Genomic DNA, 25,770 nt, shown 5'->3' on the forward strand with positions numbered 1-25,770 from the left:
CCTTGTGCGATGTATGGACGTGCCATGACCAGGGTGGAAAGCTCGAACCACCGCAAAGTGTCGACCGGGAGGCGAGACACATGGGCGAGAAGACGAGGACACATCCGGGAGCCGCCGGCAGGGCGACATCGGCCGGCCGGCCCACGTCCCTGAGGAATGTGGTGCTGGTCGGCCACAGTGGTGCGGGGAAGACGACGCTGGTGGAGGCGCTGGCCCTGGCGACCGGCGCGGTCAACCGGGCGGGCCGGGTCGAGGACGGCAGCTCTCTGTCGGACCACGACGAGATCGAGCACCGGCAGCAGCGGTCGGTGCAGCTCTCCCTGGTTCCCGTCGACTACGGCGGAATCAAGATCAACGTATTGGACACACCCGGGTACGCCGACTTCGTCGGAGAGCTGAGGGCCGGTCTGCGGGCAGCGGACGCGGCCCTCTTCGTCGTTTCGGCGGCGGACGGCGTGGACGGCGCGACCCGCATGGTCTGGGACGAGTGCGCGGCGGTCCGGATGCCGCGCGCGCTGGTCATCACGCACCTGGAGGCCGCGCGCGCCGACTTCGACCAGATGACGCGGCTGTGCGGCGCCACGCTGGGCGGTGACGACCCGGACGCCGTCCTCCCCCTGTACCTGCCGCTGTACGGCGCGACGGGCGCCGACGGCCACGCGCCGGTGCACGGTCTGATCGGCCTGCTCACCCAGCGGGTCTTCGACTACTCCTCCGGCGAACGTGTCGAGCGCGCGCCGGAGGCCGACGAGCTGCCGCTGATCGAGGAGGCCCGCAACCGGCTCATCGAGGGCATCATCGCCGAGAGCGAGGACGAGTCCCTCATGGACCGCTACCTCGCGGGCGAGGACATCGACGTGAAGACGCTCATCGGTGACCTGGAGACGGCGGTCGCCCGCGGCACCTTCCACCCCGTGCTGGCCGCGGCTCCGGCCGCGGAGGGCGCCCGGCAGGGTCTCGGCACCGTCGAGCTGCTCGATCTGATCGCCCGCGGCTTCCCCACCCCCGCCGAACGTGAGGCGCCCGCCGTCACCACCCCCGACGGCAAGCCGCGCCCGGCGCTGACCTGCGATCCGGCGGGTCCGCTGGTCGCCGAGGTGGTCAAGACCTCCTCCGACCCGTACGTGGGCCGGCTCTCGCTGGTCCGGGTCTTCTCGGGCACCCTGCGCCCGGACGAGACGGTGCACGTGTCCGGGCACGGCCTGGAGGACCGCGGCCACGAGGACCACGACGTGGACGAGCGGATCGGCGCCCTGTCCGCCCCGTTCGGCAAAATGCAGCGCTCCCTGTCGCAGGCGATCGCCGGCGATCTGGCCTGTGTGGCGAAGCTGACCCGCGCGGAGACCGGTGACACGCTCTCCGACAAGGACGCGCCGCTCCTGATGGAGCCGTGGACGATGCCGGACCCGTTGCTGCCGGTCGCCATCCAGGCGCACAGCAAGGCGGACGAGGACAAGCTCTCCCAGGGTCTGTCCCGGCTCGTCGCCGAGGACCCGACGATGCGCCTGGAGCACAATCAGGGCACCCATCAGGTGGTGCTGTGGTGCCTGGGCGAGGCGCATGTCGACGTGGCCCTGGAGCGGCTGCGGTCCCGGTACGGCGTGCAGGTCGACACCGTGCCGTACAAGGTCTCGCTGCGGGAGACCTTCGGCGGCAGGGCGGCGGGCCGCGGGCGGCACGTGAAGCAGTCCGGCGGGCACGGCCAGTACGCGATCTGCGAGATCGAGGTGGAGCCGCTGCCGGGCGGCAGCGGCATCGAGTTCGTGGACAAGGTCGTGGGCGGCGCGGTGCCGCGGCAGTTCATCCCGTCCGTGGAGAAGGGCGTACGGGCGCAGGCGGCGCGCGGGGTCGCGGCCGGGTACCCGCTGGTCGACGTGCGGGTCACGCTGCTGGACGGCAAGGCGCACTCGGTGGACTCCTCCGACGCCGCGTTCCAGACGGCGGGTTCGCTGGCGCTGCGCGAGGCGGCCGGTGACGCCCGTATCCATCTGCTGGAGCCGGTGGCCGAGGTGACCGTACTGGTTCCGGACGATTTCGTCGGGGCGGTGATGAGCGATCTGTCCGGGCGGCGCGGCCGTGTGGTGGGTACCGATCAGGCCGGGCACGGGCGCACGATCGTACGGGCCGAGGTGCCGGAGATCGAGATCAGCCGGTACGCCGTGGACCTGCGCTCCCTCTCGCACGGCACCGGCCGTTTCCACCGGTCCTACACGCGGCACGAGCCGATGCCGCCGCAGCTCGCCGCGAAGCTCCGCGAGCAGGAGGAGAACGGCTCGTCGTGACGTCCCCTCGCCGGTCGTCCACCTCGGCATCCCCGGGGTGGACGGCGGCGGTACGCTGTGATCGCAGCTCAGAAGGTGTGCGACCGACGGTAGTTGGGAAGAAGGCCGCAGCAGCGGATGCGTGCGGGTGATGGGGGCGGCAGTGGCAGCAGACGGCTTCGACTTCAGTCCCGGGGCGCAGGTCCCGCTGTCCGGCGGTGCCGGACAGACCGCGGCCACCCAGGCGTTGGCCTCGGCGGCGTACCGGGACAATCCGCTCGCCGACATCTCCAAGGCCGACTCCGCCACCGCGAAGTCGACGATCAAACCACCCAAACTCTCCCTGTTCGAACCGAATCTGGGCGAGGCGTTCTCCCGCGCGCTCCAGTTGCGGATGCTCGGCGGTGCCCGCGGCGCGCTCATCCAGTCCTTCGGCATCGAACCGCAGACGGTCGTCGAGCACTGTCTGGCGGCCATCCGCATCCGCAAGATCCGCGATGTGAAGCTGACCGCCCTGATGCTGGGCTTCGGGTTGCTCTTCCTGCCCGGCGTGCTGCTGTGGCTGGGCGCGTTCCAGCTCAAGAAGCTGCTGTCGAAGGCGCAGGGCACCGGCACCTCGGCGCTCGGTGTGGCGCTGATGCTGGCCGTCGGCGCCATCGCTGTGCTCTTCCTGGTGAAGCTGCCGTTCACCGGTTTCTGGTCGGTGTATCTGCGCGCCATGGTGGTGGTGCCGGTGGTCGGCTGGTGGTGGGCGAAGCGGATCAGTGAGGCCACCGCGAAGGACCTGCGGGAGGCGTGGAAGGGCCTGCTCGAAGGCGGCGGTGTGGGTGCCAAGATCCCCGAGGCGGTCCCCAAGGACCCGAACGAGACCGCCGCCGAGCAGATGCGCCAGAGCCTGGCCAAGCTCACCGCCGAGCAGCACAGCAACGTCGCCTTCTACGCGGGCCCCAACGGCATACTCGGCATGGGCACCCGCTGGGGCAGCTGGCAGATGGCCGAGGAGCTGCGGCCCGCCGTGGAGGGCGGCGAGATCAACCCGTTCCGCAGCTACGACGTGATCCGCGTCATCCACGACCGGCTGCGTCTGCTCGAGCGCAGCCCGCTGCACACCGGCGGCTTCAAGGACGCCCCCTCCGTACGCCACTGGGTCGTGGTGCCGGTCGGTGAGAAGGCCGGTTCCGTCTCCCGCCCCGAGGGCACCGAGGTGGAGGCGTTCCAGGTCCGCCAGCACGAGATAGAGCGGATCTGCAACGAGCAGCAGTTCGGCAGCGGCAGCCGGCACTACCTCGGCGTGCAGTTCGTGCTGTGGGACGGCCAGCTCGTGATAACCCTGCTGATCACGGTCACCGTGCTGCACGAGACGCTCCGGGTGGAGGTCACCGGCCACGCCCTCGGCCCGGTGAACCCGCTGTTCACCTCCAAGCCCGCGCCGAAGAGCAAGAGTGTCTCCAAGACGGTCAAGTTCTGGGAGACCAAGTCCGTGAGCCTGCCGCTGGTCGACGCGAGCGAGGTGGTGCGGCTGGCCGCCCGCGCCCCGCTGACGTGGTTCCCCGGCTTCCTGGAGTTCCTGGGCGGGAAGCTGACCCTGCCGGAGCCGTTCGGCCTGCGGCACGCCTGGGCCGACAAGCCCTGGCGGCACCGCTTCATGGCCGACGACGCGCTGCGGGCGGCGACCCCGGTGCTGCGCGTGGTGCACTCCGCCGCCCTGAGCGTGCTGAAGGAGAACGGTGTGGACGTCGCGCGCTTCGACAGCCGTTCGCTGGTGCTGAGCGGGCAGGTGCAGGCCGCGGAGCCGCGCAAGGCCGACGAGTACCACGCGTAGCCGCTGTTGCGGCGGTCAGCCGGTCGGACGGGGGCGACCGACGCGGGACCGGCTTGCGCGCGGCCCCCGCCGCGCACAAGACCACTCACCGGAAGATCCCCGTATGCCCCAGTGAGTACCGCCCCGGCTGCGGGTAGACCGCCAGGCCGTGCGGGCCCTCACCCACCGGGATCTTGGCGAGGGTCTTCCCGGTCCGGGTGTCCATGGCGTAGACCTCGGAGTTGTAGCGGCCGGACAGCCACAGCACGTTGCCGTCGGCGGACACCCCGCCCATGTCGGGGCTGCCCCCGCCGGGAATGTGCCACTTGTCCACGAGCTTGCCGCTCTTGAAGTCGAGCAGGGACACGGAGCCCTCGCCCCGGTTGGAGATGTACATCTTCTTGGAGTCGCGGCTGACGTAGAGGCCGTGGGTGCCCTTGCCGGTCGGCATCAGTTTCGGCTGTGCGAACGTGTCGCCGTCCAGCACCCACATGCCGTCGGCCATCATGTCCGCGACATACCAGGTCCGGCCGTCCGGCGACATCTTCACGTCCTGCGGCATGGCGCCCCGGAACGGCAGTTTCTGCTGGCCGACGACCTTCATCTTCTCGGTGTCGACCTTCAGCAGTTCGCCCGAGAACTCGCAGGAGACGATGAAGTACTTCCCGTCCACCGAGAAGTCCGCGTGGTTGACGCCCGCGCAGCTCACCGGGACGGTCTTGCGCACCTCCATCGACTTCGGGTCGCGGAAGACCAGCTCCTTGTCCATGGAGGCCATCACGACGGCGTACTTGCCGTTCGGCGTGAAGTAGAGGTTGTACGGGTCGTGCACGTCCACCGCCCGGCCGGACCTGCCGGTCGCCGGGTCGATCGGCGTCAGGTCGTGGCCGCGGTTGTTGTTCACCCACAGCGTCTTCATGTCCCAGGACGGGACGACGTGCTGCGGCTGCACCCCGACCGGGATGGTCTCGATGACCTTGTACGTCTTGGGGTCGATGACGCTGACCGTGTCCGAGCCGGTGTTGGGCACGTACACGCGGGAGGGAAAGTTCTTGACCTGCGGTGCGAGCTTGTTCGGGCGGTCGGCCGCGTACACGTCGTGCTCGTCCAGCGGCGGCGGCATGCCCGGCAGCAGCGACTTGGCGGCCTGCGCGGGCGAGGCCGGGGTCGACGCCCCGGGGCTGCTGTCGGCGGCCTCCGGCCCGCTGCCGCCGCCGCACCCTGCCGCCGTCAGTGCGCAGGCGACGGCCAGCAGCGCGGCCCGTCGGCCGGTACGGGCACGTTTCCGATCTTGGGTTGAGGTCCGGTCAGCCATCAGGTCACAAGCTCCGTTGTCGTCACCGCGCGCAGTCCGCGCCGGTGCAGGCCGTCGAGGATCGGGGGCAGCGCGGCAACCGTGCCGGCGTGCCCGAGGTGGAGGCTCACGATGGATCCCGCGCGGGCCCGGTCCAGCACGGTGCGCTGGACGGCGGGGGCGCCGGGGTCGTCCGCGTCGAGGGAGTCGACGTCGTAGGAGAGGACGTGCGGGTAGCCGGCCTTACGGGCCAGCCGGGTCACCAGTTCGGTGGCGTACTGCGTGCGCGAGGGGCGGAACCAACTGCCGATGGTGCCGGTCAGCTTCCGCAGCCGGTCGGCGCATCCGCTGATCTCGGCGTACGCCTCGGCCGCCGGGAGGGCGCAGATGTCGAGGTGGCGCTGGGTGTGATTGCCCAGTTCGTGGCCGCCGTCGAGGATGCGGCGGGCCATCAGCGGCTGCTCGTCGAGCCAGCCGCCGACGGCCAGCACGGTCACCCGGGCGCCGGCCCGCTCGGCCTCGCCGAGCAGCGCGGTGGCCGTCTTCGCGTCGCCCTGGCCGTGGAAGGTGAGGGCGACCGCGTCGCCGCGCCGCGGGCCGTGCTGGATCTGTACGGGCAGGCCGGGCGCTCGGGTCGGCGGGCGGGCCCTTCGGGCGGCGCCCGAGGCGGCCGTCCCCGAGGGGCGCGCCCCGGGGCCCGGCGGGCCGGTCCCGCCCGGTGGCGGGGAGCCGGAGGCCCGTACGGGCGCGGTGCCCGTACGGGCTGCGCACCCCGACGCGAGCGCACCGGCGGCCGCGGCCGTGGCGGTGCGCAGCACGGAGCGACGATGCAGGGAAGTCACCTCACCATTAGAGGGCAACGTGTCCGCATTTGTCGCTTTGTCGGATTTATCGCGGGGCGTGTCTCGGCCTCCGCTGCGGCGTCCGGGCTACTGCGGCCAGGCGTCGGCCAGCATCTTGCGGGTGTCGGCCAGCAACTGCGGCAGCACCTTCGTCTGACCCACCACGGGCATGAAGTTGGTGTCGCCGCCCCAGCGCGGCACGACGTGCTGGTGCAGGTGCGCGGCGATACCGGCGCCGGCCACGGCGCCCTGGTTGAGGCCGATGTTGAAGCCGTGCGCCCCGGAGGCGGCGCGCAGCGTGGTCATCGCCCGCTTGGTGAACTCGGCCAGCTCCAGGGTCTCGGCCCGGTCCAGCTCGGTGTAGTCCGCCACGTGGCGGTACGGCACCGACATCAGGTGTCCGCCGTTGTACGGGTAGAGGTTGAGCACCGCGTACACGTGCTCGCCACGGGCGATCACCAGCCCGTCCTCGTCCGACTTGGCCGGAATCGTGCAGAAGGGGCAGCCGTCCTCGGCGCCCGGTCCGGACGGTTTGTTCTCCCCCTGGATGTACGCCATCCGGTGGGGCGTCCACAGTCGCTGGAAGGCGTCCTGTGTCCCGACTCCGATCTGCTGCTCCGGCTCACTCGTCATGCGGGCCAGCATATTCCCCGGTCGCGCGGCCATGCGGCGAGGGGCGGTCCCCGTCCGGGACCGCCCCTCGTGCGCCCCGCGCGAGCGGGGCCCGTCTCACACCTGGACCCGGCGCTCCACCGCGTCCAGGATCTCGGCGATCGCCTGCGCCTTCGGGATGCCGTTCTTCTGCGACCCGTCGCGGTAGCGGAAGGACACCGCGCCGTTGGCGACGTCCTCGTCACCCGCGATGATCATGTACGGCACCTTGCTGCGCTGCGCGTTCCTGATCTTCTTCTGCATCCGGTCCGAGGACGCGTCCACATCGATCCGCAGCCCCCGCTTCTTCGCCTCGGCGGCGAACTCCTGGAGGTACGGGACGTGGTCGTCGCCGATCGGGATGCCGGTGGCCTGCACGGGGGCCAGCCAGACCGGGAACGCTCCCGCGTAGTGCTCCAGCAACACCGCGAAGAAGCGCTCGATGGAGCCGAAGAGGGCACGGTGGATCATCACCGGGCGCTGCTTGGAGCCGTCCGGCGCGGTGTACTCCAGGTCGAAGCGCTCCGGCAGGTTGAAGTCCAGCTGGACGGTCGACATCTGCCAGGTGCGGCCGATGGCGTCCTTGGTCTGCACCGAGATCTTCGGGCCGTAGAACGCGGCACCGCCCGGGTCCGGGACCAGCGGCAGGCCCTGCTTCTCGGCGACCTTGCGCAGCGTCTCGGTGGCCTCTTCCCAGACCTCGTCGGAGCCGACGAACTTCTCCGGGTCCTTGGTGGACAGCTCCAGGTAGAAGTCGGTCAGACCGTAGTCGCGCAGCAGGTCCAGGACGAAGGTGAGCGTGGCGTCCAGCTCGTCCGCCATCTGCTCCTTGGTGCAGTAGATGTGCGCGTCGTCCTGGGTGAAGCCGCGGGCACGGGTCAGGCCGTGCACCACGCCGGACTTCTCGTACCGGTACACGGTCCCGAACTCGAACAGACGCAGCGGCAGTTCGCGGTACGAGCGGCCGCGCGCGTCGAAGATCAGGTTGTGCATCGGGCAGTTCATGGGCTTGAGGTAGTAGTCCACGCCCTCGTCGAGCTGCATGGGCGGGTACATGCCGTCGGCGTACCAGTCCAGGTGGCCCGACTTTTCGAACAGCTTCCCCTTGGTGGCGTGCGGGGTGTAGACGAACTCGTAGTCCGCCTCCTCGTGACGCCGCCGCGAGTAGTCCTCCATGACCCGGCGGATGATGCCGCCCTTGGGGTGGAAGACCGCCAGACCCGAACCGATGTCCTCCGGGATGGAGAACAGGTCCAGCTCCGCGCCCAGCTTGCGGTGGTCGCGCTTCTCGGCCTCGGCGAGGAACTCCAGGTACGCCTTGAGCTCGTCCTTGGTCGGCCACGCGGTGCCGTAGATGCGCTGGAGCTGCTTGTTCTTCTCGCTGCCGCGCCAGTACGCGGCGGCCGAGCGCATCAGCTTGAAGGCCGGGATGACCCGGGTGCTGGGCAGGTGCGGGCCGCGGCACAGGTCCTTCCAGCACAGGTCGCCGCTCTTCGCGTCGAGGTTGTCGTAGATGGTCAGCTCACCGGCGCCGACCTCGGCGGACGCGCCCTCGGCGGCCTCCGCGGCGGAGCCCTTGAGGCCGATCAGCTCCAGCTTGTACGGCTCGCCGGCCAGCTCGGCGCGGGCGTCGTCGTCGCTCACCGCGCGCCGGGCGAACTTCTGCCCGCGCTTCTGGATCTCCTGCATCTTCTTCTCGATGCGCTTGAGGTCCTCGGGGGTGAACGGGGTCTCGACGTCGAAGTCGTAGTAGAAGCCGTCCTTGATGGGCGGGCCGATGCCCAGCTTCGCCTCCGGGAACAGCTCCTGCACGGCCTGGGCCATCACGTGCGCGGTGGAGTGGCGCAGGATGTTCAGCCCGTCCTCGCTGCCGATGTCGACGGGCTCGACGGCGTCGCCCTCGGCCAGCTCGTACGCCAGGTCCCTGAGCTGCCCGGCGACGCGGGCGGCGACGACGGAGCGCTCGCCCTGGAAGAGGTCGGCGGCCGTAGTGCCCGTGGCCACCACGCGTTCTTCCCGCTCGGAATCGCGTTGGATGGTCACACGGACGTCTGACACCGGTCTCTCCTGACTTCTCGGGCGCGTCAGCGGTTGCTGCGCAGGCAAATCGTACCGAGCGACCGGCGCTCCTCGCGAAACGGTTACGACGGGGCTGCGCCGGGAGCGTTCTTCGGGGGTGCGGGTGCGGGTTTGTGGGGTTGGCGTGGTGGGGGCGCGAGGGCGCGTTTGCGGGGACGGCATGGTGGGGGTGCGCGTGATGCGCGATGGGCCCGGTGGGTGGGGGCGCGGGGCCACTCCAGCGGGGTCACTCCCCCAGCCTTCGGCCGGGGGCGCCCCCACGGCTTCCTTCAGCCCTGGCCGTCGGGCGGCTGTCCCGGGCGATAGGGCCGGGCTCTCCACGAGCCCGCAAGCGCACCGGGTCCGGTGCTCGCGGCTTGCGCGATGGGCCCGGTAGTGGGGGCTCGGGGCCACTCCGGGGTCACTCTCCCCCAGCCTCCGGCCGGGGTCACTCCTCGGCATCCTTTAGCCAAGGTGAATCGGATAGTGGGCCAGTGTCCGGACTGCCTGCGGGGAGACCCCGGAATGTCCCCGAGCCCTGGCCGTCCGGCGGCTGTCCCGAGCAATCGGGCCGGGCACTCTCACAAGCCCAAGAGCCCGTCCCTCGCGCACAGCGCGAAGACGGCCGCTCTCCCGCTCACAGCACGAAGGGGTCGCTCTCCCGCGCGCAGCACGAGGAGCCCTTCCTCCGGCGCGCAGCGCAAGGACCCTTCTCCCACGCGGAGCAGCGGGAGGCGCCCCGGAGGCCGCAGCAGTGACGCCCACACTCACGCGAGCCTCACCACCCCATGGGCGCGCACCAGGGTGATCGAAAAACTCCCCCCCGACCTCGGCTCGCCGAACCGGCCCGAGGGGGCGTGCAGGGGGCCACCCCCGCAGGCAGTCCGGACACTGGCCCACATATCCGATGCACCTCAGCTAAAGGATGCCGTGGGGGTACCCCCGGCCGAAGGCTGGGGGAGAGATGGCCCCCTGCGCCCCGCCCCCACAACGCAACCAATGCGAGCCACGCGTCAGCAAAAATCCTCGCGCGCAGCGCAGAGGGCCCCTCACTCCCCCGGCAACGGCAACGGCAACGGCACCTCCCCCCCACACGCCTCCTCAAAAACATCCAAATTCTCCTGGAGCGACTTCAGCAGCCGATCCCGCTCCGCCTCATCCACCTGAACAGGCGTGACATCCGACGCCCCCGTGATGCGCCGGAAACCGCCCCGGCTCTCCAGCCGCCCGCTGACCCGGATCGGCAGACCGACCAGATGGGCGTGCCCGGCGATGCGGTAGTCCTCCTCGTCGAGCGCGACCCGCACCTGGAGCACGTCGGCCCCGGACAGCACCCGCAACCGCACCACGCCGGGCCCGCCGGGACGCTCCCGCCGCAGCCGTACCACCGCGCCGGTGACCCGCACCGGCAGTGACGGCTCGTCGCGGACGTAACGCTGGGCAGCCTGCTGGAGTGCGGGCAGGTCGCCGGGCGAGAACTCGACCGGTTCGGGCCGGGCGGCGAACCCCGGGGGCGGCCCCGCCCCCGGCGACCACTCCACCGAGATCCGTACCCCCTCCGCATCCCGCACCAGTGAGATCAGCGCCTCCGCCAGCTCATGGCACACCCCCAGCTCCACGGCGGCGTCGAACGCCTCCATGCCGCCGGTCGCCCGCTGGTAGTCGGTGGCGTCGCGGGTGGCGTGCAGCGCGCGCTGCAACCCGGCGACGGCCGCGCGGCCGGCCTCCACCGGCACGTACGCGGTCAGCCGCCGCCCGGCCGGCGCGGGCCCGACCAGCACGTCCGCCATGAAAGCCTCGGCCTTGCGCTTGTGCCGGGCACCGTAGAAGCCCGCCCTCCCGTACGTGCCGAGCGCACCGGCCATCAGCATCGAGCGGGCCGCCGTACGCAGCTGCTCCTGCGCGACCCACGGGGTGCCGCCGATGCCGTCCTCCGGGACCTCGCGCTCCCAGCGCACCTCGTCGCTGGGCACCGCGAGTGCCGCCAGGACCTCGCGCGCGGACGGCGCGGCGCTGTGCGCGAGGGCGGCCAGCGCCTCCGCGATCAGGTCGGTGCTGTCCGGGAAGGTCCGGGTCTGCGGTACGAGCAGACTGGTGCCCCCGGCGGCTCCGCCGGGCGGCGTCCAGCGGGCGTAGTGGCCGGCGGCGCCTCCCCGCCGCCGCCAGCCGTGCCGCGCCAGCAGGGCGCCGAGCACCGCCGGGTCCAGCTGTGCCGGGTCCGGAAGCCGGAACGCGTACTCGTCGGTCGGCCGGTGCATCAGGGTCTCCCTCCCGCCCCGACCCGCGTCATGATCTCGCAGAGCGCGCGGTCGTCGAAGATCCGCGTGGTCGGGATCCGCACGTTGGTCCTGCGCCGCCCGGTCACCTCATGGCCGGCCAGGTTGATCCAGTAGCAGCTGTGCCGCAGTTCGAGCCGGTCGTGGTCCGCCCGCAGCCAGTCCTCCTGGGTCCGCGGCACCAGCATCACGACCAGGATCTTGTGCACCGCCACGGGCGTCCGCGCGAGCTTCACCAGATGAGCGTTGTCCAGAGTGAAGGCGAAGCTCGTGCCGGGCGGCCGGGGGCCGACCTGGTACGTGCACTTCAACTGCACCTTGATGGTCACTTCGTCGTCGACGGCATGGCCGGGCGCGCCGTGGCTGACGTGCCAGTCGATGCCGTTGTCCGGGAAGGGCTGGGCCAGCGAGCAGCCCGACGCGGCGGCCACCGCGTGAAGATAGCCCACTTGGAGCGTCTCCATACAGGCCGTGGTGGCGAGCGCGCCGCGCAGCGACGCCGTGCGCGCGGGCACCAGTCCCCCCGGATCGGGCTGCGCGAGCGTCATCGCTCAAGTGCCTTCCGGGCCGGGTCGTTCGAAGGGGCCGTCGTCGTGGCGACGGCCCGTTGTGGTGTTCTTGTCCGTCTCAAGTGGTCAACAAACCAGGACGGTTCGACAACCGGAACCCTCGGGTATCACCTGGTCGGGTGGCCGCGTCGGCTCACCCGCCGTACGAGCGCGAGGAGTTGTGAAGATGCCGTGCTGGTTCGACGGTCCGCTCGCTTCCTTCGACACCGAGACCACCGGGATCGACGTGGAACGAGATCGCATCGTGTCCGCCGCCCTGGTCGTCCAGGAAACCCCGCGCAGCGTCCCCCGCGTCACCCGGTGGCTGGTCAACCCGGGTGTGCCGATCCCCGAAGCGGCCACCGCCGTGCATGGTCTGACGGCCGAACACCTCGCCCTGTACGGCCGCTGGCCGGCGCCCGTCATGGAGGAGATAGCCCGTGCGCTGACCGACCAGTCGCTCGCCGGGCGGCCGCTCATCGTGATGAACGCGCCGTTCGACCTGACGCTCCTGGACCGTGAACTGCGGCGGCACCGCGCCGCCTCGCTCCCCCACTACCTGGGCGCCCACCCGCTGTCCGTGCTGGACCCGCGGGTGCTGGACAAGCACCTGGACCGTTACCGCAAGGGCCGCCGTACGCTCACGGACCTGTGCGCGGAGTACGGGGTCGAGCTGACCGGCGCGCACGAGGCCGCCGCGGACGCCCTCGCCGCGCTCCAGGTCGTACGGGCGCTGGGGCAGCGGTACGCGGAGCGGCTGGAGCCGCTGAGCCCGGCGCAACTGCACACCCGGCAGGCCGTGTGGCACGCCGCACAGGCGCGTGGGCTGGAGGCGTGGTTCGCGCGCAACGGCACGGAGGAGGCGGTGGATCCGCACTGGCCGATGCGTCCGGACCTCCCGGCCGCCGCCTGAACGACGGCGGACGACCCCGCACGCCCTCATACGCGCCCCTTGACGGCCCGCACGACGACGTACGGCAGGCCCTGCCGGGCAACGGTGCGCCAACGCCGAGGGCCGGGCTGCCTGTTGGCAGACCGGCCCTCGGTCCCGGTGGGCGATACTGGGTTCGAACCAGTGACCTCTTCGGTGTGAACGAAGCGCTCTCCCACTGAGCTAATCGCCCGGGTGTTTTCCGCTCCCGGGGTTTCCCCCGCGAACGACCTGAACAATACAGGCCGTCGGGCCTTTTCATCAAATTCCCCGCCCGCGCATTCCCGTCCCCCGCAGTCTGGAGGCCAGGCCCCGGTGTCCGGCGCGCATCATCAGCGTGTGGTTGGCGAGGAAGAACGGCCGGCCCGGCAGCGCGAGCCGGCGTAACGACGGCTTGCGCACCTCGACCTCCTGCTCGAAGACGGCACACGTCCCGCCACCGGAGGCGCCCACCGTCCAGCGCGCGAAGCCTTCGAGGTCGCCGCGCATCGCTATCTCCAGGACCCCGGTGTCCGGGTCGCGGCACGTCTCGGTCGCGGTGACGGTCAGCACGTACGGGAGCAGGGACCGGAAGTGCGCGGTGCCGCTGCGGTCGTCGACGCGGATCACCCGGCGCACCTGGGGCCACCACTGCGGATACGCCTCGGCGTCCTCCAGGACGGCGTAGACCGCCGGGGGCGGCGCGGACAGCCGCCATTCGCTGCGGAAGCGGTACCGGTGCAGGACGTGCCGCCAGTCGGTCATGCCCCTCAGTCTGCCGCCCGGGCGGCGCCGGGAGAACGACGACGGCCCGGAGGTCTGGAAACCTCCGGGCCGTTGTCCGGTGTGGGCGATACTGGGTTCGAACCAGTGACCTCTTCGGTGTGAACGAAGCGCTCTCCCGCTGAGCTAATCGCCCGGGCGCAGCGCCAACATTACCGCACGTCGGAGGGGTCTCGTGACCACCCACGGGGGCGGGCGTCCGCGCGCGGCCCCCGCCCGGCCGCGCGCCCGTCACTCACCCGCGTTCCACGGCAGCACGAAGCCGAACTTCCACAGGTACACGGCCAGCCCGGCCACGATGATCACGGCCCCGATGCTGGTCAGGATGATGTTGCGGCGCCGCACCTTCGGATCCAGGGCCTTCTGCGTGGCCTCGGTGACCTTGCGCTTGGTCCAGCGCAGCACCAGTTGGGCCCAGACGAACTCGGTCGCCCAGATCGCCATGCCCGCGAAGATCACCAGCCAGCCCGGCCCTGGCAGCGGCAGCATGATGATGCCGCCGACGACCACCGCGAGGCCGACGACGAATATGCCGACCTGCCAGCTCAGGTGCAGGGGCCGGGAACGCTTGATGAAGCGCGGCGCCCGGGAGCCGAGTCGCTGTGCCACGTTCGCAGTCTCTCCCGCGGCGCCCTCTTGTGCAGCCGGGGCCGCCGCCGCGGTGGTGATCCCGACTCCCCCGTTACTCTCCGTATTCATGCGGCCCAACCTACCCGACGGACCACCGTCACCGGAATGGCCGCCGAGGAGGATTGGCAACTCCGCCGTAAGAGGTACCGGAAGTCACCCAAAACCCTCAGAGGGGTTTACAACGGCACCGTAGGTGGCATGTCGATTTCGCCGACGTGCGAATCCCCGAGCGCACACTGAGCGAAAGGCCCTGGCGCTTATGAACACCACGGTCAGCTGCGAGCTGCACCTGCGCCTCGTTGTGTCGAGCGAGTCGTCACTGCCTGTACCCGCGGGCCTGCGGTACGACACGGCGGATCCCTATGCCGTGCACGCGACCTTCCACACCGGAGCCGAGGAAACCGTCGAGTGGGTCTTCGCCCGCGACCTCCTCGCCGAGGGCCTGCACCGGCCCACGGGCACCGGAGACGTCCGCGTATGGCCGTCCCGGAGCCACGGACAGGGCGTTGTCTGCATCGCCCTGAGCTCCCCGGAAGGCGAGGCCCTCCTGGAAGCCCCGGCGCGGGCTCTGGAGTCGTTCCTGAAGAGGACCGACGCGGCGGTTCCCCCCGGTACGGAGCACCGGCACTTCGATCTCGACACGGAGCTCTCCCACATCCTCGCGGAGAACTGAAAGGCGGCGCAGCAGCCCATCGCAGCCATCCACCGCACCGAACCGCTCACACCTGCACCGTCCGACTCGGGGCGACGGCACAGGACCGACAAGTTCATACGGCACGAGCCGGCGCCGTCGCCGCGGACCCACCGCGGAGACGGCGCCGAGGCTTGTTGGACGCGCTAGAGTCGGCGACCATTCGGCAAGGACACCGGGGCGGCGCCGTCCGACCCCACCCGGCCAGGGAGCGAAACCGTGATGATCACCCACGACACCCGGTGCGCGCTCGACGCGGTCGTCGACCTGTTGAACACCGCCCCGGAGGGCGATGCCCCCGGCGCCACCGACAGCCTGACCGACCTCGCGGCGCTCCAGGCGTTCGTCACGCGTAACGCGATCAGCGACGTGGGCACGCTCGGCGACCGTGACCTGGCCTCCGTACGGGCCGTACGGGCCCGCTTCGCCGACGTCTTCGCGGCGCCGGACGACCGTACGGCCGCCGAGCGGCTCAACGACCTGGTCGCGGCGGCCGGCACCACGCCGCGGCTGACCGACCACGACGGCTACGACTGGCACGTGCACTACTTCGCGCCGGGCGCCTCGGTCGCCGAGCACCTGGCGGCGGACGGCGGCATGGCACTGGCGTTCCTGGTGGTCGCCGGGGAGCGGGAACGGCTGCGGCACTGCGAGGCGCCGGACTGCCGGTTCGCCTTCGTGGACCTGTCCCGCAACCGTTCGCGCCGCTACTGCGACAGCCGTACGTGCGGCAACCGGCTGCACGTCGCGGCCTACCGGGCGCGCCGCCGCGAAGCCACCCGCTGACGGCGCTGACAGTACGGCCGGGGCCCGCCCGGCCCGTCGCCCCCTCGACCGGCCTCACAGGACGAGGAGGTCGTGCAGGGCGCCGATGAGCAGCAGGACGGCGATGAAGGTGAGGAAGAGCATCAGCGGCGGCTGGGACAACGCGAAAAGACAGCCACGCGGTTCGGGGGCCGGGGGGTCCGCCGCTGTGACGGCGGGGTCCCGGGCAAGGGCGCACTCGTCGTTCATCTCGCGCCGATGATGGCGCAGATGATCAGGTGGAAACGCCCGGATCACTCCTCAGGACCGGGAGTTCACCAGATCCCGTGCACTTCCGTGATCGCTACGGTGTCCGAGAGGTCACCCGCAGGGAACCTGCGGCGCGTGCCGTACGGCGGCTCCGGCGGCCTGCTCAGCGGCTCCGGCGGTCCGCCCTCCGGGGGGCTCGGCCGCCGTGCGGCTCCGGGCGATCCCGCGCCCGGTCAGATGCCGTGCTTCTTCAGGATGGCCTCGATGTCGGAGAAGTCCTCCTCCGGCGCGCCGCTCTTGTTCCGGCCCTTGGCCTGGGCCGCGGGCTGCGGGGACCGCGCACCCGCGCCGAGCGACGGGGCGGACGCCTTCGGCGCCACCGCGGCCGGGCCCTGCTGCCGGGCCGCGGCGCGCCGCTCCTTGCGGCTGCCGCCGGCCTTGAGGGAGTGCCGCTCGGCCACCCTCGCGATCATGAACAGGACGACGGAGAGGGCCAGCACCCCGAAGCCCGCCCAGACCACGGGCTTGAAGACCACACCGGTCAGCCAGTCGATGACGCCGGTCATCGCCAGGCCCGCGGGGACCAGTGAGACAGCGGCGATGCGCGTCGCGGCCAGGAACCGCTTGCGGTAGGCGGTGAGCGCGGCGATACCCAGGCCGGCCACCGACACCACGGTACAGATGGTCGAACTCAGCATCCCGGTCCTCCTGCCGATCGATTCTCGTCCTCGCCGCGCCCGGCCCACCCGTCCGCGGGACGGCAGCGCGACGCACCTCTTGCCCTGCTCTGCCTCCATCCTGCCTCCTCCCGGCCGTCCGGTGCCACGATCCGGGGCAGGCTCAGGGACATCTAAGGGTCCGGCTCCTCCGCAGGTGCCGGTCCGGGTGCGGCGCCCTCGGACCGGCGCGGGTGCCGGTTCGGCCGGGGCCCCGCGGGCTGGGAGACTGGGCGTATGAACGACGCCACGACCTCCGGTTCCGCCCGCCCCGTCGTCCTCGACGTGTGGTGCGAGCTGCAGTGCCCGGACTGCACCGCCGCGCTCGACGACCTGCGGGCCCTGCGCGAGCACTACGGGGACCGGCTGGACATCCGGCTGCGCCACTTCCCGCTGGCCAAGCACAAGCACGCCTACGCCGCCGCCCAGGCCGCCGAGGAAGCCATGGACCAGGGCAAGGGTCAGCAGTTCGTGGAGGCCGTTCTGGCCCGTACGGAGGAGCTGGGCGCCAAGGGCGAGCGGCTGCTGCTCTCGGTGGCCGCCGAACTGGGCCTGGACGCCGAGGAGATGGACACCGCGCTCATCGACGGCCGGCACCTCCTGGCCGTCGACGCCGACCAGGCGGAGGGCAAGGCGATCGGGGTGACCGGCACGCCCACGTACACGATCGGCGGGGAACTGCTGGACGGCGGCAAGAGCCAGGAGGGCCTGCGCGAGCGGATCACGGAGATCGCCGACCGGCTGCTGGCCGGGCAGGCCTGACCCGGCCCGCGGCCCGCCGGACGGGCCCGCGGCCGAGCCGGGCGGCCGGCGCGCTCAGAGCAGGAGCTTGTGCAGGGAGTAGTCGGTCGGCCGGTAGCCCAGGGTCTCGTAGAGACCGCGGGCCCGCGGGTTGTCGACGAAGACGTTGAGCCCCAGGACGGTGCGGCCCGCTTCGAGGGTCTCCCGCTCGGCGATCAGCATGAGCGAACGGCCGTGGCCGCGTCCGCGGTGCTCCGGCGCCACCTGGATGTCCATGACATAGCCGCCGGGCCGGGCCGGGTGGTACGTCGTGGTCCAGACCGTCCCGACGTCCGTGCCGTCGTGGGTCAGCACGCGCAGCGACTGGTGCGGGGTACCGGGCCCGTCCGGGAGCAGCGTCGCGTGGTCCTGCGCCGCGTTGTGTTCCGCGCGCTCGCGCGGCATCCCGTTGGCCACCTGCGCTTCGACGTAGGTGGCGGCCGCGGCGGTCAGCCAGGCCGGGTACTCCTCCGCGCCGAGCGGCCGGACGGCGCTGCCCGCGGGAAGTCCGGGCGGGGAGGTGAGCTCCTTGAGCATCCGGCGGCTGTGCTCCGTGTAGCCGAGGGCGGCGGCCAGTCGCAGGGCCGGCTCCGCGGCGGCCGGCACGTCCACCGAGATCCGCCGGCAGCCCCAGCCGCGCAGCACCTCCTCGGCGGCGAGGGCCGCGACGGTGCCGCGGCCGCGGTGCCGGTCGCGTTCGTCGATGCGCAGGTCCGCGATGCGCCCGGCGGACAGGCCCAGCCGGGCGTCGGTGGCCAGAGTTATCCGGCCCACCGGGCGGCTGTTGACACAGACTTCGTACGTACGGGCCCGGCCGCCGTCGTCGCGTCGTTCTTCGGGGCCGGCGGGGCGCAGCGTAGTGGTCACGCTGGCTTTCTACCCGGTTTTCCGGGCGTACGTCATCAGCGCGGGTCGAAGTCGGCGGCGGCGCGCTCCGCGAAGACCCGCATCGCCTCGGCGGTCAACGGTCCGGGCGTGTCACCCAGTTGGCGTCCGTCGACCCGGGTGACGGCCTGCACGTCGCGGAGCGTGGAGGTCAGGAAGACCTCGTCGGCGTGTTCCAGGACGTCCAGCGGCAGGTCGGTCTCCTTGGCGCCGGTCCACTCGACGGCCAGGGCACGGGTGATGCCCGCCAGGCAGCCGGAGGCCAGCGGCGGGGTGTGCAGCACGCCGTCCAGGGCGACGAAGACGTTGGAGCCGGTGCCCTCGCAGAGCTGGCCGACGGTGTTGCCGAAGAGCGCCTCGGAGGCGCCCTTCGCGCGGGCGCGGGCGAGCGCGACGACGTTCTCCCCGTAGGAGGTGCTCTTCAGGCCCGCCAGCGCGCCGCGCTCGTTACGGGTCCAGGGGACGGTGACGACCGCGGTGGTGTCGGGGCGGCGCGGCGCCTCGCCGAGCGCGACGACCAGCGTGGGGGCCGCCTCGCCGCGGTCCGAGCCGAGGGGTGAGAGGCCGCCGGTGTACGTGACGCGCAGCCGGCCGAGCGGTACGGGGTTGGCCTCCAGCACGGCCGCGCAGGCACGCCGTACCTCGTCGAGGTCGGGATCGGGGAGGCCGAGACCGCGGGCGGAGGAGGTGAGCCGGTCCAGGTGGCGGGTGAGGGCGAAGGCCCGCCCGTCGACGGTCCGGAGCGTCTCGAAGACGCCGTCGCCGACCGTCAGGCCGTGGTCGAGGACCGAGACCCGGGCGCTCTCGGCGTCGCGCAGCTCTCCGTCGAGCCAGATCTTCATGGTCGTGTCCCTCCGCCGCTCGGCTCGTGCAGGCCCGACGCTACCGCCAGCAGCCTGCGGGCCTTCAGCTCGGTCTCGTCCCACTCCCCCTCAGGGTCCGAGCCCCAGGTGATGCCCGCCCCGGCGCCGAAGCGCAGCACCGGCCCCTCGGGGGCCGAGCGGTCGATCCAGAACGTACGGATGCCCACCGCCAGCTCGCCGGTGCCGCGATCGGCGTCCACCCAGCCGATGCCGCCGCAGTACGGGCCGCGGGGCGCGGTCTCCAGTTCCTCGATGACGCGCTGGGACGCGAGCTTCGGCGCTCCGGTGATGGAGCCTGCCGGGAAGGTGGCGTCGAAGAGGTCCGCCCAGCCGGTCTTCCCGTGCTCCTCCGCCAGCTCCCCGCGCACGGTGGAGACGAGATGGACCAGGCCGGGGTGCGCCTCGATCGCGCAGAGCGCCGGGACGGTGACGGAGCCGGTGCGGCAGACCTGGCCGAGGTCGTTGCGGACCAGGTCCACGATCATCACGTTCTCCGCCCGGTCCTTGTCCCGCAGGTCCTCGGGGACCCGGCCGGTGCCCTTGATCGGGCCGGACTCGACGGTGCGCCCGGAGCGGCGCAGGAACAGTTCGGGGGAAGCGGTGGCGACCTCGGTGCCGTGCGCGGGGAGGCGGACCGTGCCCGCGTACGGGGCCGGGTTGCCGCGGGCCAGGACGGCGGACAGGGCGTCGACGTCGGCGTGCTCGGGGTCCGGCAGCGGCGCACTGAGAATCCGGCAGAGGTTCACCTGGTAGACCTCGCCGGCGGCTATGTGGGCGCGTATGCGCCGTACGCCCTCGATGTAGGCGGCGCGGTCCAGCGAACTGCGCCAGTCCCCGGGGGCCGGGCCCCGCCAGCGGGCGGGGTCGGGCGGAGGCACCGCCCCGGTCTCCCGTACGTCCCCGAAGCGCGCGCAGAGCAGTCCGCCCTCGTAGTCGGCGACGACGGCCCACCACCCCGCCGAGTCCAGGGCCTCCGGATCACGGGTGACATCGCGCAGGTCAGTGGCTGTACGGCCGCCGAAACGGGCCAGCGGAGGGAGGTCGTTCACGCCATCGAGTCTATGGCTGGGGCCCGGCGCCCGCCCCGATCGGGCGAGCAGCGCAGCACGCTGCACAAACGCGTTTTTGTACTGGCCCGGGAATCCGCTAGAGTTCAACACGTCGCCGGGACGCGGAAGCGAAACGGAGACGCGGTTCCTCCCCGGACCTGGTCCGGAAAGGCGCCTGCGGACGTAGCTCAGTTGGTAGAGCACCACCTTGCCAAGGTGGATGTCGCGAGTTCGAGTCTCGTCGTCCGCTCGAAGTGGGGGATCTTCCCGACCCCCGCACTCCTGGTGGAGTGGCCGAGAGGCGAGGCAACGGCCTGCAAAGCCGTCTACACGGGTTCAAATCCCGTCTCCACCTCCAAGGACGATTAGCTCAGCGGGAGAGCGCTTCCCTGACACGGAAGAGGTCACTGGTTCAATCCCAGTATCGTCCACTGGTCCGCAAGGACCGAGCCCCCGGCCTTCGGGCAGGGCGGAACCCGCGCGATTAGCTCAGCGGGAGAGCGCTTCCCTGACACGGAAGAGGTCACTGGTTCAATCCCAGTATCGCGCACGCAGCACCCCGCGGCCCCGGCCGCGGTCCCGAGGACGATTAGCTCAGCGGGAGAGCGCTTCCCTGACACGGAAGAGGTCACTGGTTCAATCCCAGTATCGTCCACACCGTAAGACCGAGGGCCGGAGCTTCTTGCTCCGGCCCTCGGTCGTTGTGGCGTCCCCGGAAACTGGTCCGTCAGGGCGCGGGCGGGGGCGTCCAGTTCGAGCCAGGGGGCGCCGTACGGACGTACGGGAAGACCGGTCGGCCGGACGGCCGGCCGGTCCGGGTCACAGTCGGGAGCGGGCGCCTGGGCCACGACACGCCCGCAGCGGACGAGGGTGGCGTCGGAGCGGGGGGCGGTGCGCGGGGCCGAGTTCGGCCCCGGACAGGCCGATGGCCGGGCATCTCCCCAGATGCCCGGCCACTCGTGCCGTCCGCCGCACCCCCGTCCCCACGGGGTTGTCGGCCGGAAGATCCCCCGTCCCGGGCCGCTCTCCCAGGACCGGGGCGCCTCAGCGCCCCAGCATTCCGGCCACGGACGACGCCTGTGTCATGACGGCTTCCCAGCCGCCGAACACCACGGCGAGCAGGACCGCCAGCGGCAGCACCATGGCCACCGCGACGAGCGGATGGCGGGTGCCTGAACGCCGCCCGCCGAACGCCGAGGCGGCCCTGCGCCCTTGCGTGCGGACGGCCGTGCGCCCGAAGCTGTCTGCCATCGTCCCGCTCCCCGTCGAATTGGGGCGGCGGGCGTCTGACCTCGGGGGACGAGTGCGTTCGCCCGCCGCTTGCACCCAACATTAGGGAACCGGCGGGCCCCGGTCGTCATGCCGTCGTACCGATTGGACGGCCTCCGGGAGGATGACGGTACGCCGCGCCGCGTACTCCCCTGGGTGGAGACCTCGCCCCGGAACCCCGGGTCATCCCGGAGGGGACGCTCCCCCGGCGGCCGCCTCGGACGCCTCGGCCCGCGGAACGGGGTGCTCGACCAGGGCCAGCACCCGGCTGGCCATGAACCGGGCCGTCCGCACCACCGTGCCACTGCGGGTGACTTCGCTCACTTCCACCACTCCCCTGCGCACCGCCGTCTCGACCCTGCGGCCCGCTCTGCTCGCCACCACTTCGTACGTCCGGGTCGTGTCCCCGGCGTCCACGACGATCTCGACTCGGTCACCCTTCACCGCGCCAATCCCCCTTCCGCGACGGATCATTGAGAGCACACGCGGCAGGCCGGGCCGCGCCGGGCCCGGATTCCTGCCGCTCTTTCAGGATCCCACCGTGCACTGACAATCCGGCTGCCGACTCATGCGCGGCCTATCAGCACAGCGAGCCGTCAATCCGTAAGCTGTGCCTCGTCAGACGGGACCGGGCAGCGGGGATGGACATGGCGATGATGCGGCTCCGGCGCGAGGACCCGCGTGTCGTCGGTTCGTACCGGCTGCACCGGCGGCTCGGCGCGGGTGGGATGGGCGTGGTCTATCTCGGCTCCGACAAGCGCGGGCAGCGGGTGGCGCTGAAGGTCATCCGGCCGGATCTGGCCGAGGACCAGGAGTTCCGGTCGCGGTTCGCCCGTGAGGTGTCGGCCGCGCGGCGGATCCGCGGCGGCTGTACGGCGCGACTGGTCGCCGCCGACCTCGACGCGGACCGGCCGTGGTTCGCCACGCAGTACGTCCCCGGGCCCTCGCTGCACGACAAGGTCAACGACGAGGGGCCGCTGTACCCGGCGCAGGTCGCCTCGATCGGTGCCGCGCTCTCCGAGGGCCTGCTGGCGGTGCACGACGCGGGCGTGGTCCACCGCGACCTGAAGCCGTCCAACATCCTGCTCTCCCCCAAGGGCCCGCGCATCATCGACTTCGGCATCGCGTGGGCCACCGGCGCGAGCACGCTCACCCACGTCGGTACGGCGGTCGGCTCGCCCGGGTTCCTCGCGCCGGAGCAGGTGCGGGGCGCCGCGGTGACCCCGGCGACGGACATCTTCGCGCTCGGTGCCACGCTCGCGTACGCCTGCACGGCGGACTCCCCGTTCGGTCAGGGCAGTTCGGAGGTCATGCTCTACCGCGTCGTCCACGAGGAGGCGCACCTGGGCGGTGTTCCGGACGCGTTGGCGCCGCTGCTGGCGGCCTGTCTGGCCAAGGACCCGGCGGACCGGCCCTCCACGCTGTCGCTGTCGCTGCGGCTGAAGGAGATCGCCGCGCGGGAGGCGCAGGGCCTGGCGTTGCCGGGCGGATCCGGCGGCGAGGCGGTGTCCGGCGGGGCCGGGCGCGGGCGGGCCGGCCGTGGCCCGTCGTCCGAGCGCGGCGCGTCCGCGGACCGGGGGGCCGCGTCCGAGCGGAGCACTCCGGCCCGGGCCAGGCCCGTACGGCCGCAGGCCGACCGGCCGACCGGGAAGCGCGCGGAGGAGTACGCGCGCCAGCGGACGGAGCGGCGGGCGGCCGGCACGCCGACGCCGCGGCCGCAGGCGCCGCGCGGAGGGGCGCCGGGACGCGGGAGCGCACCGGGCCGGCCGCAGTCGGCCCCCGGGGCCGCTCCGGCGGGGCCTCAGGGGGATGCCGCGCCGAAGCCCCGTGGTGGCCGGCGGCCGTCCGTACCGGGGGCGCGTACCTCGGGACGGAACGGTTCTCGTCCGGCGCGCGCGCCTCGCACGGGGGCGCGGACGTCGCCCGGCGGGCGCAGGCCGGGGCCCGACCGGCGGTTGCTGCGCCAGCGGATCATCGTGTTCATCACGGTGACGCTGCTGGTCGCGTTGGGAATCGCGGCGGCACAAGGGTGTCAGGGGCCAGCCCGGGGGCTGGGGGCCGAGCGGGCCGTGGTGACATCCTCGGCCGCTGAGCCGTCGGCGGGGTCGTCGGCAGGGCCCTGGCGGGGTTGAGCTCGCCAACGGGAGCCTGACGACGGGGCCTACCGGAGCCTGACGGGGCTTGACGGGGCCAGCCGGAGCCTGTCAGGGCCTACCGGCACCTACCGAGGCTCATCGGGTGGACACGCCGCCCGTTTCCCCCCGCCCCGCCGTCACCGCGTAGAACGCCACCGCTGCCGCCGCCCCCACGTTGAGGGAGTCGACGTCGTGGGCCATCGGGATGCGGACCCAGGTGTCGGCGGCCCGTAGGGCCTGCGGGGTGAGGCCGGCGCCTTCGGCGCCGAGCAGCAGGGCCGCGCGGTCCAGGCGGTGGGGTGCCACCTCGTCCAGGGGGACCGCCTTGGCGTCCGGGGTGAGGGCCAGGAGGGGGAAGCCTGCCGCGCGGACCGTTTCGAGGTCGCGGGGCCAGTTCTCCAGGCGGGCGTACGGGACGGCGAAGACCGCGCCCATGGAGACCTTCACCGAGCGCCGGTAGAGGGGGTCGGCGCAGTCCGGGGAGAGCAGGACGGCGTCCATGCCGAGGGCTGCGGCGCTGCGGAAGATGGCGCCGATGTTGGTGTGGTCGTTCACGGCTTCCATGACCGCGATCCGGCGGGTGCCGGGGCGGGCCAGGAGTTCGGCGGCCGTCGGCAGGGGTTTGCGGGCCATGGACGCCAGGGCCCCGCGGTGGACGTGGTAGCCCGTCACGCGTTCGGCGAGGGCCGGGCTGACCACGTAGACGGGGGCCGGGACCTCGTCGATGACGTCGCGCATGACGTCGACCCACTTGGCGGACAGCAGCATCGAGCGCATCGCGTAACCGGCGTGCTCGGCGCGTCGGATGACCTTCTCGCCCTCCGCGATGAACAGGCCCTCGGCCGGTTCGCGGCGGCGTCGCAGTTCGACGTCGGTCAGGCCGGTGTAGTCGCTCAGCCGCGGGTCGTCCGGGTCGTCGACGGTGATGATCTCAGCCACGGGATGGGGTGCCTTGTCGGTGCGGGCCGGCGAAAGGTTTCGCAGGTCAGGGGGCGGGGTTCACGGCGACGACGTCGCCGATGACGATGACGGCGGGCGGGCGGATGCCCTCGGCCCGTACCGTCTCGCCGAGGGTGCCGAGGGTGGCGTCCACCCGGCGCTGGGCCGCCGTGGTGCCTTCCTGGACGACGGCGACGGGGGTGTCGGCGCCGCGTCCGTGGGCGATGAGCGTGGCGGCGATGGCGCCGCTGTTCTCGACGCCCATGAGGACGACGACGGTGCCGCGCAGGCGGGCGAGGGCGGACCAGTCGACGGTGGAGCGCTCGTCGTCGGGCGCGACATGGCCGCTGACGACGGTGAACTCCTGGGCGACGCCGCGGTGGGTGACGGGGACGCCGACGGCGGAGGGCACGCTGATGGAGCTGGAGATGCCGGGGACGACGGTGCAGGGGATGCCGGCCTCGGCGAGGGCCTGGAGCTCTTCCATGCCGCGGCCGAAGACGTACGGGTCGCCGCCCTTGAGGCGGACCACGGTCTTTCCGGCGCGGGCGTGCTCGATCAGGGCGTTGTTGATGGCCTCCTGGGCCATGAACCGGCCGTACGGGATCTTCGCGGCGTCGATGACCTCGACGTGCGGCGGGAGTTCGGCGAGCAGGTCGCGGGGGCCGAGCCGGTCGGCGATGACCACGTCGGCCTCGGCGAGCAGGCGGCGGCCGCGCACAGTGATCAGGTCGGGGTCGCCGGGGCCGCCGCCGACCAGGGCGACGCCGGTGGCCCGGGCGCGGTGGTGCGGGGCGGCGAGGGTGCCGTCGCGCAGGCCCTCGACGATGGCGTCCCGTACGGCGGCGGAGCGGCGCGGGTCCCGGCCGGTGAGGACCGCGACGGTGACGCCCTCGCTGCGGCCGGTGGCCGGGGTCCAGGCGGTGGCGGCCTCCGCGTCGTCGGAGCGGACGCACCACACGCGGCGGTCCTCGGCCTCCTGGGAGGCGGCCGTGTTGGCTTCGGGGTCGTCGGTGGAGATGAGCGCGTACCAGGCGTCCGCGAGGTCCCCGGGCTCGTACCGGCGGCGCTCCCAACGGATCTCACCGGTGTCGGCCATCGCCTCGACGGACGGCTTGGCGGACGGGGAGATCAGCAGGACGTCGGCGCCGGCGGCGACCAGGGAGGGCAGGCGACGCTGGGCGACCTGGCCGCCGCCGAGGACGACCACGCGGCGGCCGGACAGGCGCAGTCCGACGGGGTAGGCGGCGTGTTCGGCGTGCTCGGCCATGACGGTACGGCTCCTTGTGCGGTGGCGCGGGGCGCGTGGTGCGGGCAGCGCTCGCGGGCGGGGGAACGGGGACGCGTTCGCCGCTACGGCGCTGGAGCGGCTGGC

24 protein-coding genes and 7 tRNA genes are annotated in these 25,770 nt (G+C 72.3%); 12 read left to right on the plus strand and 19 right to left on the minus strand.

The window, feature by feature from the left end; genetic code table 11:
* Positions 1–80: 80 nt before the first annotated feature.
* Positions 81–2,282 carry an elongation factor G-like protein EF-G2 gene (locus tag AB0A97_RS31365; protein WP_361156150.1) on the plus strand — a complete coding sequence of 734 codons (2,202 nt, stop codon included), beginning with the start codon at positions 81–83 and terminating at the stop codon, positions 2,280–2,282.
* Between the two features lie 130 nt (positions 2,283–2,412).
* Positions 2,413–4,083, plus strand: a complete 1,671-nt coding sequence (locus tag AB0A97_RS31370) for a hypothetical protein (protein ID WP_361156153.1) — start codon at positions 2,413–2,415, stop codon at positions 4,081–4,083.
* An 85-nt stretch (positions 4,084–4,168) separates the two neighbouring features.
* Here the strand turns inward: AB0A97_RS31370 and AB0A97_RS31375 are convergent, their stop codons facing one another.
* From AB0A97_RS31375 to AB0A97_RS31400, 6 genes are all read right to left on the minus strand, one after another.
* Entirely contained in the window at positions 4,169–5,377 is a 1,209-nt protein-coding gene (locus AB0A97_RS31375; protein WP_361156156.1) for a hypothetical protein, read from the minus strand.
* Positions 5,377–6,174, minus strand: a complete 798-nt coding sequence (locus AB0A97_RS31380; protein WP_361156380.1) for a polysaccharide deacetylase family protein — start codon at positions 6,172–6,174, stop codon at positions 5,377–5,379. The genes AB0A97_RS31375 and AB0A97_RS31380 overlap by 1 nt, the downstream gene beginning before the upstream one ends.
* Positions 6,175–6,285: 111 nt before the next feature.
* Positions 6,286–6,843 carry an HIT domain-containing protein gene (locus AB0A97_RS31385; RefSeq protein ID WP_030024201.1) on the minus strand — a complete coding sequence of 186 codons (558 nt, stop codon included), beginning with the start codon at positions 6,841–6,843 and terminating at the stop codon, positions 6,286–6,288.
* A gap of 84 nt (positions 6,844–6,927) precedes the next feature.
* Positions 6,928–8,907: a threonine--tRNA ligase gene (gene thrS / locus AB0A97_RS31390; RefSeq protein ID WP_361156159.1), complete on the minus strand. Its 1,980-nt coding sequence runs from the start codon at positions 8,905–8,907 to the stop codon at positions 6,928–6,930.
* Positions 8,908–9,956: 1,049 nt separating this feature from the next.
* Complete coding sequence (locus AB0A97_RS31395) at positions 9,957–11,165, minus strand: hypothetical protein (protein ID WP_361156162.1); 1,209 nt, start codon at positions 11,163–11,165, stop codon at positions 9,957–9,959.
* The gene (locus AB0A97_RS31400; protein ID WP_361156165.1) at positions 11,165–11,731 is read right to left on the minus strand and encodes a DUF4365 domain-containing protein; all 567 of its coding nucleotides are present in this window, start codon (positions 11,729–11,731) and stop codon (positions 11,165–11,167) included. Before AB0A97_RS31400 ends, AB0A97_RS31395 begins: the two co-directional genes overlap by 1 nt.
* Before the next feature lie 187 nt (positions 11,732–11,918).
* Here AB0A97_RS31400 and AB0A97_RS31405 point away from each other — a divergent pair, with 187 nt between their 5' ends.
* Positions 11,919–12,644, plus strand: coding sequence for a 3'-5' exonuclease (locus tag AB0A97_RS31405; RefSeq protein WP_361156168.1), 726 nt, complete (start codon positions 11,919–11,921; stop codon positions 12,642–12,644).
* Positions 12,645–12,783: 139 nt separating this feature from the next.
* On the opposite strand, the gene AB0A97_RS31410 is transcribed toward AB0A97_RS31405, so the two are convergent.
* From AB0A97_RS31410 to AB0A97_RS31425, 4 genes are all read right to left on the minus strand, one after another.
* Positions 12,784–12,855 (minus strand) — tRNA-Val (locus AB0A97_RS31410).
* 68 nt (positions 12,856–12,923) lie between these two features.
* Positions 12,924–13,406, minus strand: a complete 483-nt coding sequence (locus tag AB0A97_RS31415; RefSeq protein WP_361156170.1) for an SRPBCC family protein — start codon at positions 13,404–13,406, stop codon at positions 12,924–12,926.
* Between the two features lie 82 nt (positions 13,407–13,488).
* Positions 13,489–13,560: transfer RNA gene (locus AB0A97_RS31420), tRNA-Val, on the minus strand.
* 95 nt (positions 13,561–13,655) lie between these two features.
* Positions 13,656–14,123 (minus strand): TIGR02611 family protein, encoded by a 468-nt coding sequence (locus tag AB0A97_RS31425; RefSeq protein WP_361156173.1) that lies wholly within the window; start codon positions 14,121–14,123, stop codon positions 13,656–13,658.
* Between the two features lie 190 nt (positions 14,124–14,313).
* Between AB0A97_RS31425 and AB0A97_RS31430 the strand changes: the two genes are divergently transcribed.
* Together AB0A97_RS31430 and AB0A97_RS31435 are read left to right on the plus strand one after the other, a co-directional pair.
* Positions 14,314–14,727: an SsgA family sporulation/cell division regulator gene (locus AB0A97_RS31430; RefSeq protein WP_003987206.1), complete on the plus strand. Its 414-nt coding sequence runs from the start codon at positions 14,314–14,316 to the stop codon at positions 14,725–14,727.
* A gap of 237 nt (positions 14,728–14,964) precedes the next feature.
* The gene (locus tag AB0A97_RS31435) at positions 14,965–15,531 is read left to right on the plus strand and encodes a CGNR zinc finger domain-containing protein (RefSeq protein ID WP_361156176.1); all 567 of its coding nucleotides are present in this window, start codon (positions 14,965–14,967) and stop codon (positions 15,529–15,531) included.
* A gap of 54 nt (positions 15,532–15,585) precedes the next feature.
* Here AB0A97_RS31435 and AB0A97_RS31440 read toward each other — a convergent pair whose 3' ends face one another.
* Both AB0A97_RS31440 and AB0A97_RS31445 read right to left on the minus strand, forming a co-directional pair.
* A complete protein-coding gene (locus AB0A97_RS31440) occupies positions 15,586–15,759 on the minus strand; it encodes a hypothetical protein (RefSeq protein ID WP_361156179.1) in 174 nt (57 codons plus the stop codon).
* A gap of 233 nt (positions 15,760–15,992) precedes the next feature.
* Positions 15,993–16,457, minus strand: coding sequence for a hypothetical protein (locus AB0A97_RS31445; protein WP_361156182.1), 465 nt, complete (start codon positions 16,455–16,457; stop codon positions 15,993–15,995).
* A gap of 255 nt (positions 16,458–16,712) precedes the next feature.
* On the opposite strand from AB0A97_RS31445, the gene AB0A97_RS31450 reads away from it, so the two are divergent.
* A complete protein-coding gene (locus AB0A97_RS31450) occupies positions 16,713–17,237 on the plus strand; it encodes a DsbA family protein (protein WP_361156185.1) in 525 nt (174 codons plus the stop codon).
* A gap of 54 nt (positions 17,238–17,291) precedes the next feature.
* Here AB0A97_RS31450 and AB0A97_RS31455 read toward each other — a convergent pair whose 3' ends face one another.
* From AB0A97_RS31455 to AB0A97_RS31465, 3 genes are read right to left on the minus strand one after another with little or no spacing between them, the layout of a single operon-like run.
* Complete coding sequence (locus AB0A97_RS31455) at positions 17,292–18,122, minus strand: GNAT family N-acetyltransferase (protein WP_361156187.1); 831 nt, start codon at positions 18,120–18,122, stop codon at positions 17,292–17,294.
* 35 nt (positions 18,123–18,157) lie between these two features.
* On the minus strand, positions 18,158–18,982 hold the full coding sequence (locus tag AB0A97_RS31460) for an aminodeoxychorismate lyase (RefSeq protein WP_361156190.1): 825 nt from the start codon (positions 18,980–18,982) through the stop codon (positions 18,158–18,160).
* Positions 18,979–20,052, minus strand: coding sequence for a chorismate-binding protein (locus AB0A97_RS31465; protein WP_361156193.1), 1,074 nt, complete (start codon positions 20,050–20,052; stop codon positions 18,979–18,981). The genes AB0A97_RS31460 and AB0A97_RS31465 overlap by 4 nt, the downstream gene beginning before the upstream one ends.
* 177 nt (positions 20,053–20,229) lie before the next feature.
* Here AB0A97_RS31465 and AB0A97_RS31470 point away from each other — a divergent pair.
* The 5 genes from AB0A97_RS31470 (at position 20,230) to AB0A97_RS31490 (ending at position 20,707) form a co-directional block, all read left to right on the plus strand.
* Positions 20,230–20,302 (plus strand) — tRNA-Gly (locus AB0A97_RS31470).
* 34 nt (positions 20,303–20,336) lie between these two features.
* A tRNA-Cys gene (locus AB0A97_RS31475) sits at positions 20,337–20,410 on the plus strand.
* 1 nt (position 20,411) lies between these two features.
* A tRNA-Val gene (locus tag AB0A97_RS31480) sits at positions 20,412–20,483 on the plus strand.
* A gap of 47 nt (positions 20,484–20,530) precedes the next feature.
* A tRNA-Val gene (locus AB0A97_RS31485) sits at positions 20,531–20,602 on the plus strand.
* A 33-nt stretch (positions 20,603–20,635) separates the two neighbouring features.
* Positions 20,636–20,707, plus strand: a tRNA-Val gene (locus AB0A97_RS31490).
* Positions 20,708–21,096: 389 nt separating this feature from the next.
* Here the strand turns inward: AB0A97_RS31490 and AB0A97_RS31495 are convergent.
* Together AB0A97_RS31495 and AB0A97_RS31500 are read right to left on the minus strand one after the other, a co-directional pair.
* A complete protein-coding gene (locus AB0A97_RS31495; RefSeq protein ID WP_125048105.1) occupies positions 21,097–21,303 on the minus strand; it encodes a hypothetical protein in 207 nt (68 codons plus the stop codon).
* A gap of 201 nt (positions 21,304–21,504) precedes the next feature.
* Positions 21,505–21,765, minus strand: coding sequence for a hypothetical protein (locus AB0A97_RS31500; RefSeq protein WP_361156196.1), 261 nt, complete (start codon positions 21,763–21,765; stop codon positions 21,505–21,507).
* 203 nt (positions 21,766–21,968) lie between these two features.
* On the opposite strand from AB0A97_RS31500, the gene AB0A97_RS31505 reads away from it, so the two are divergent.
* A complete protein-coding gene (locus tag AB0A97_RS31505) occupies positions 21,969–23,453 on the plus strand; it encodes a protein kinase (RefSeq protein WP_361156384.1) in 1,485 nt (494 codons plus the stop codon).
* 99 nt (positions 23,454–23,552) lie between these two features.
* Here AB0A97_RS31505 and AB0A97_RS31510 read toward each other — a convergent pair whose 3' ends face one another.
* Together AB0A97_RS31510 and cobA are read right to left on the minus strand one after the other, a co-directional pair.
* Positions 23,553–24,395 (minus strand): RNA methyltransferase, encoded by an 843-nt coding sequence (locus AB0A97_RS31510; RefSeq protein ID WP_361156198.1) that lies wholly within the window; start codon positions 24,393–24,395, stop codon positions 23,553–23,555.
* Between the two features lie 46 nt (positions 24,396–24,441).
* Entirely contained in the window at positions 24,442–25,665 is a 1,224-nt protein-coding gene (cobA, locus tag AB0A97_RS31515; RefSeq protein ID WP_361156201.1) for a uroporphyrinogen-III C-methyltransferase, read from the minus strand.
* Positions 25,666–25,770: the final 105 nt, after the last annotated feature.

It is taken from the genome of Streptomyces sp. NPDC045470, from assembly GCF_040646595.1.
Taxonomy (GTDB): Bacteria; Actinomycetota; Actinomycetes; order Streptomycetales; family Streptomycetaceae; genus Streptomyces.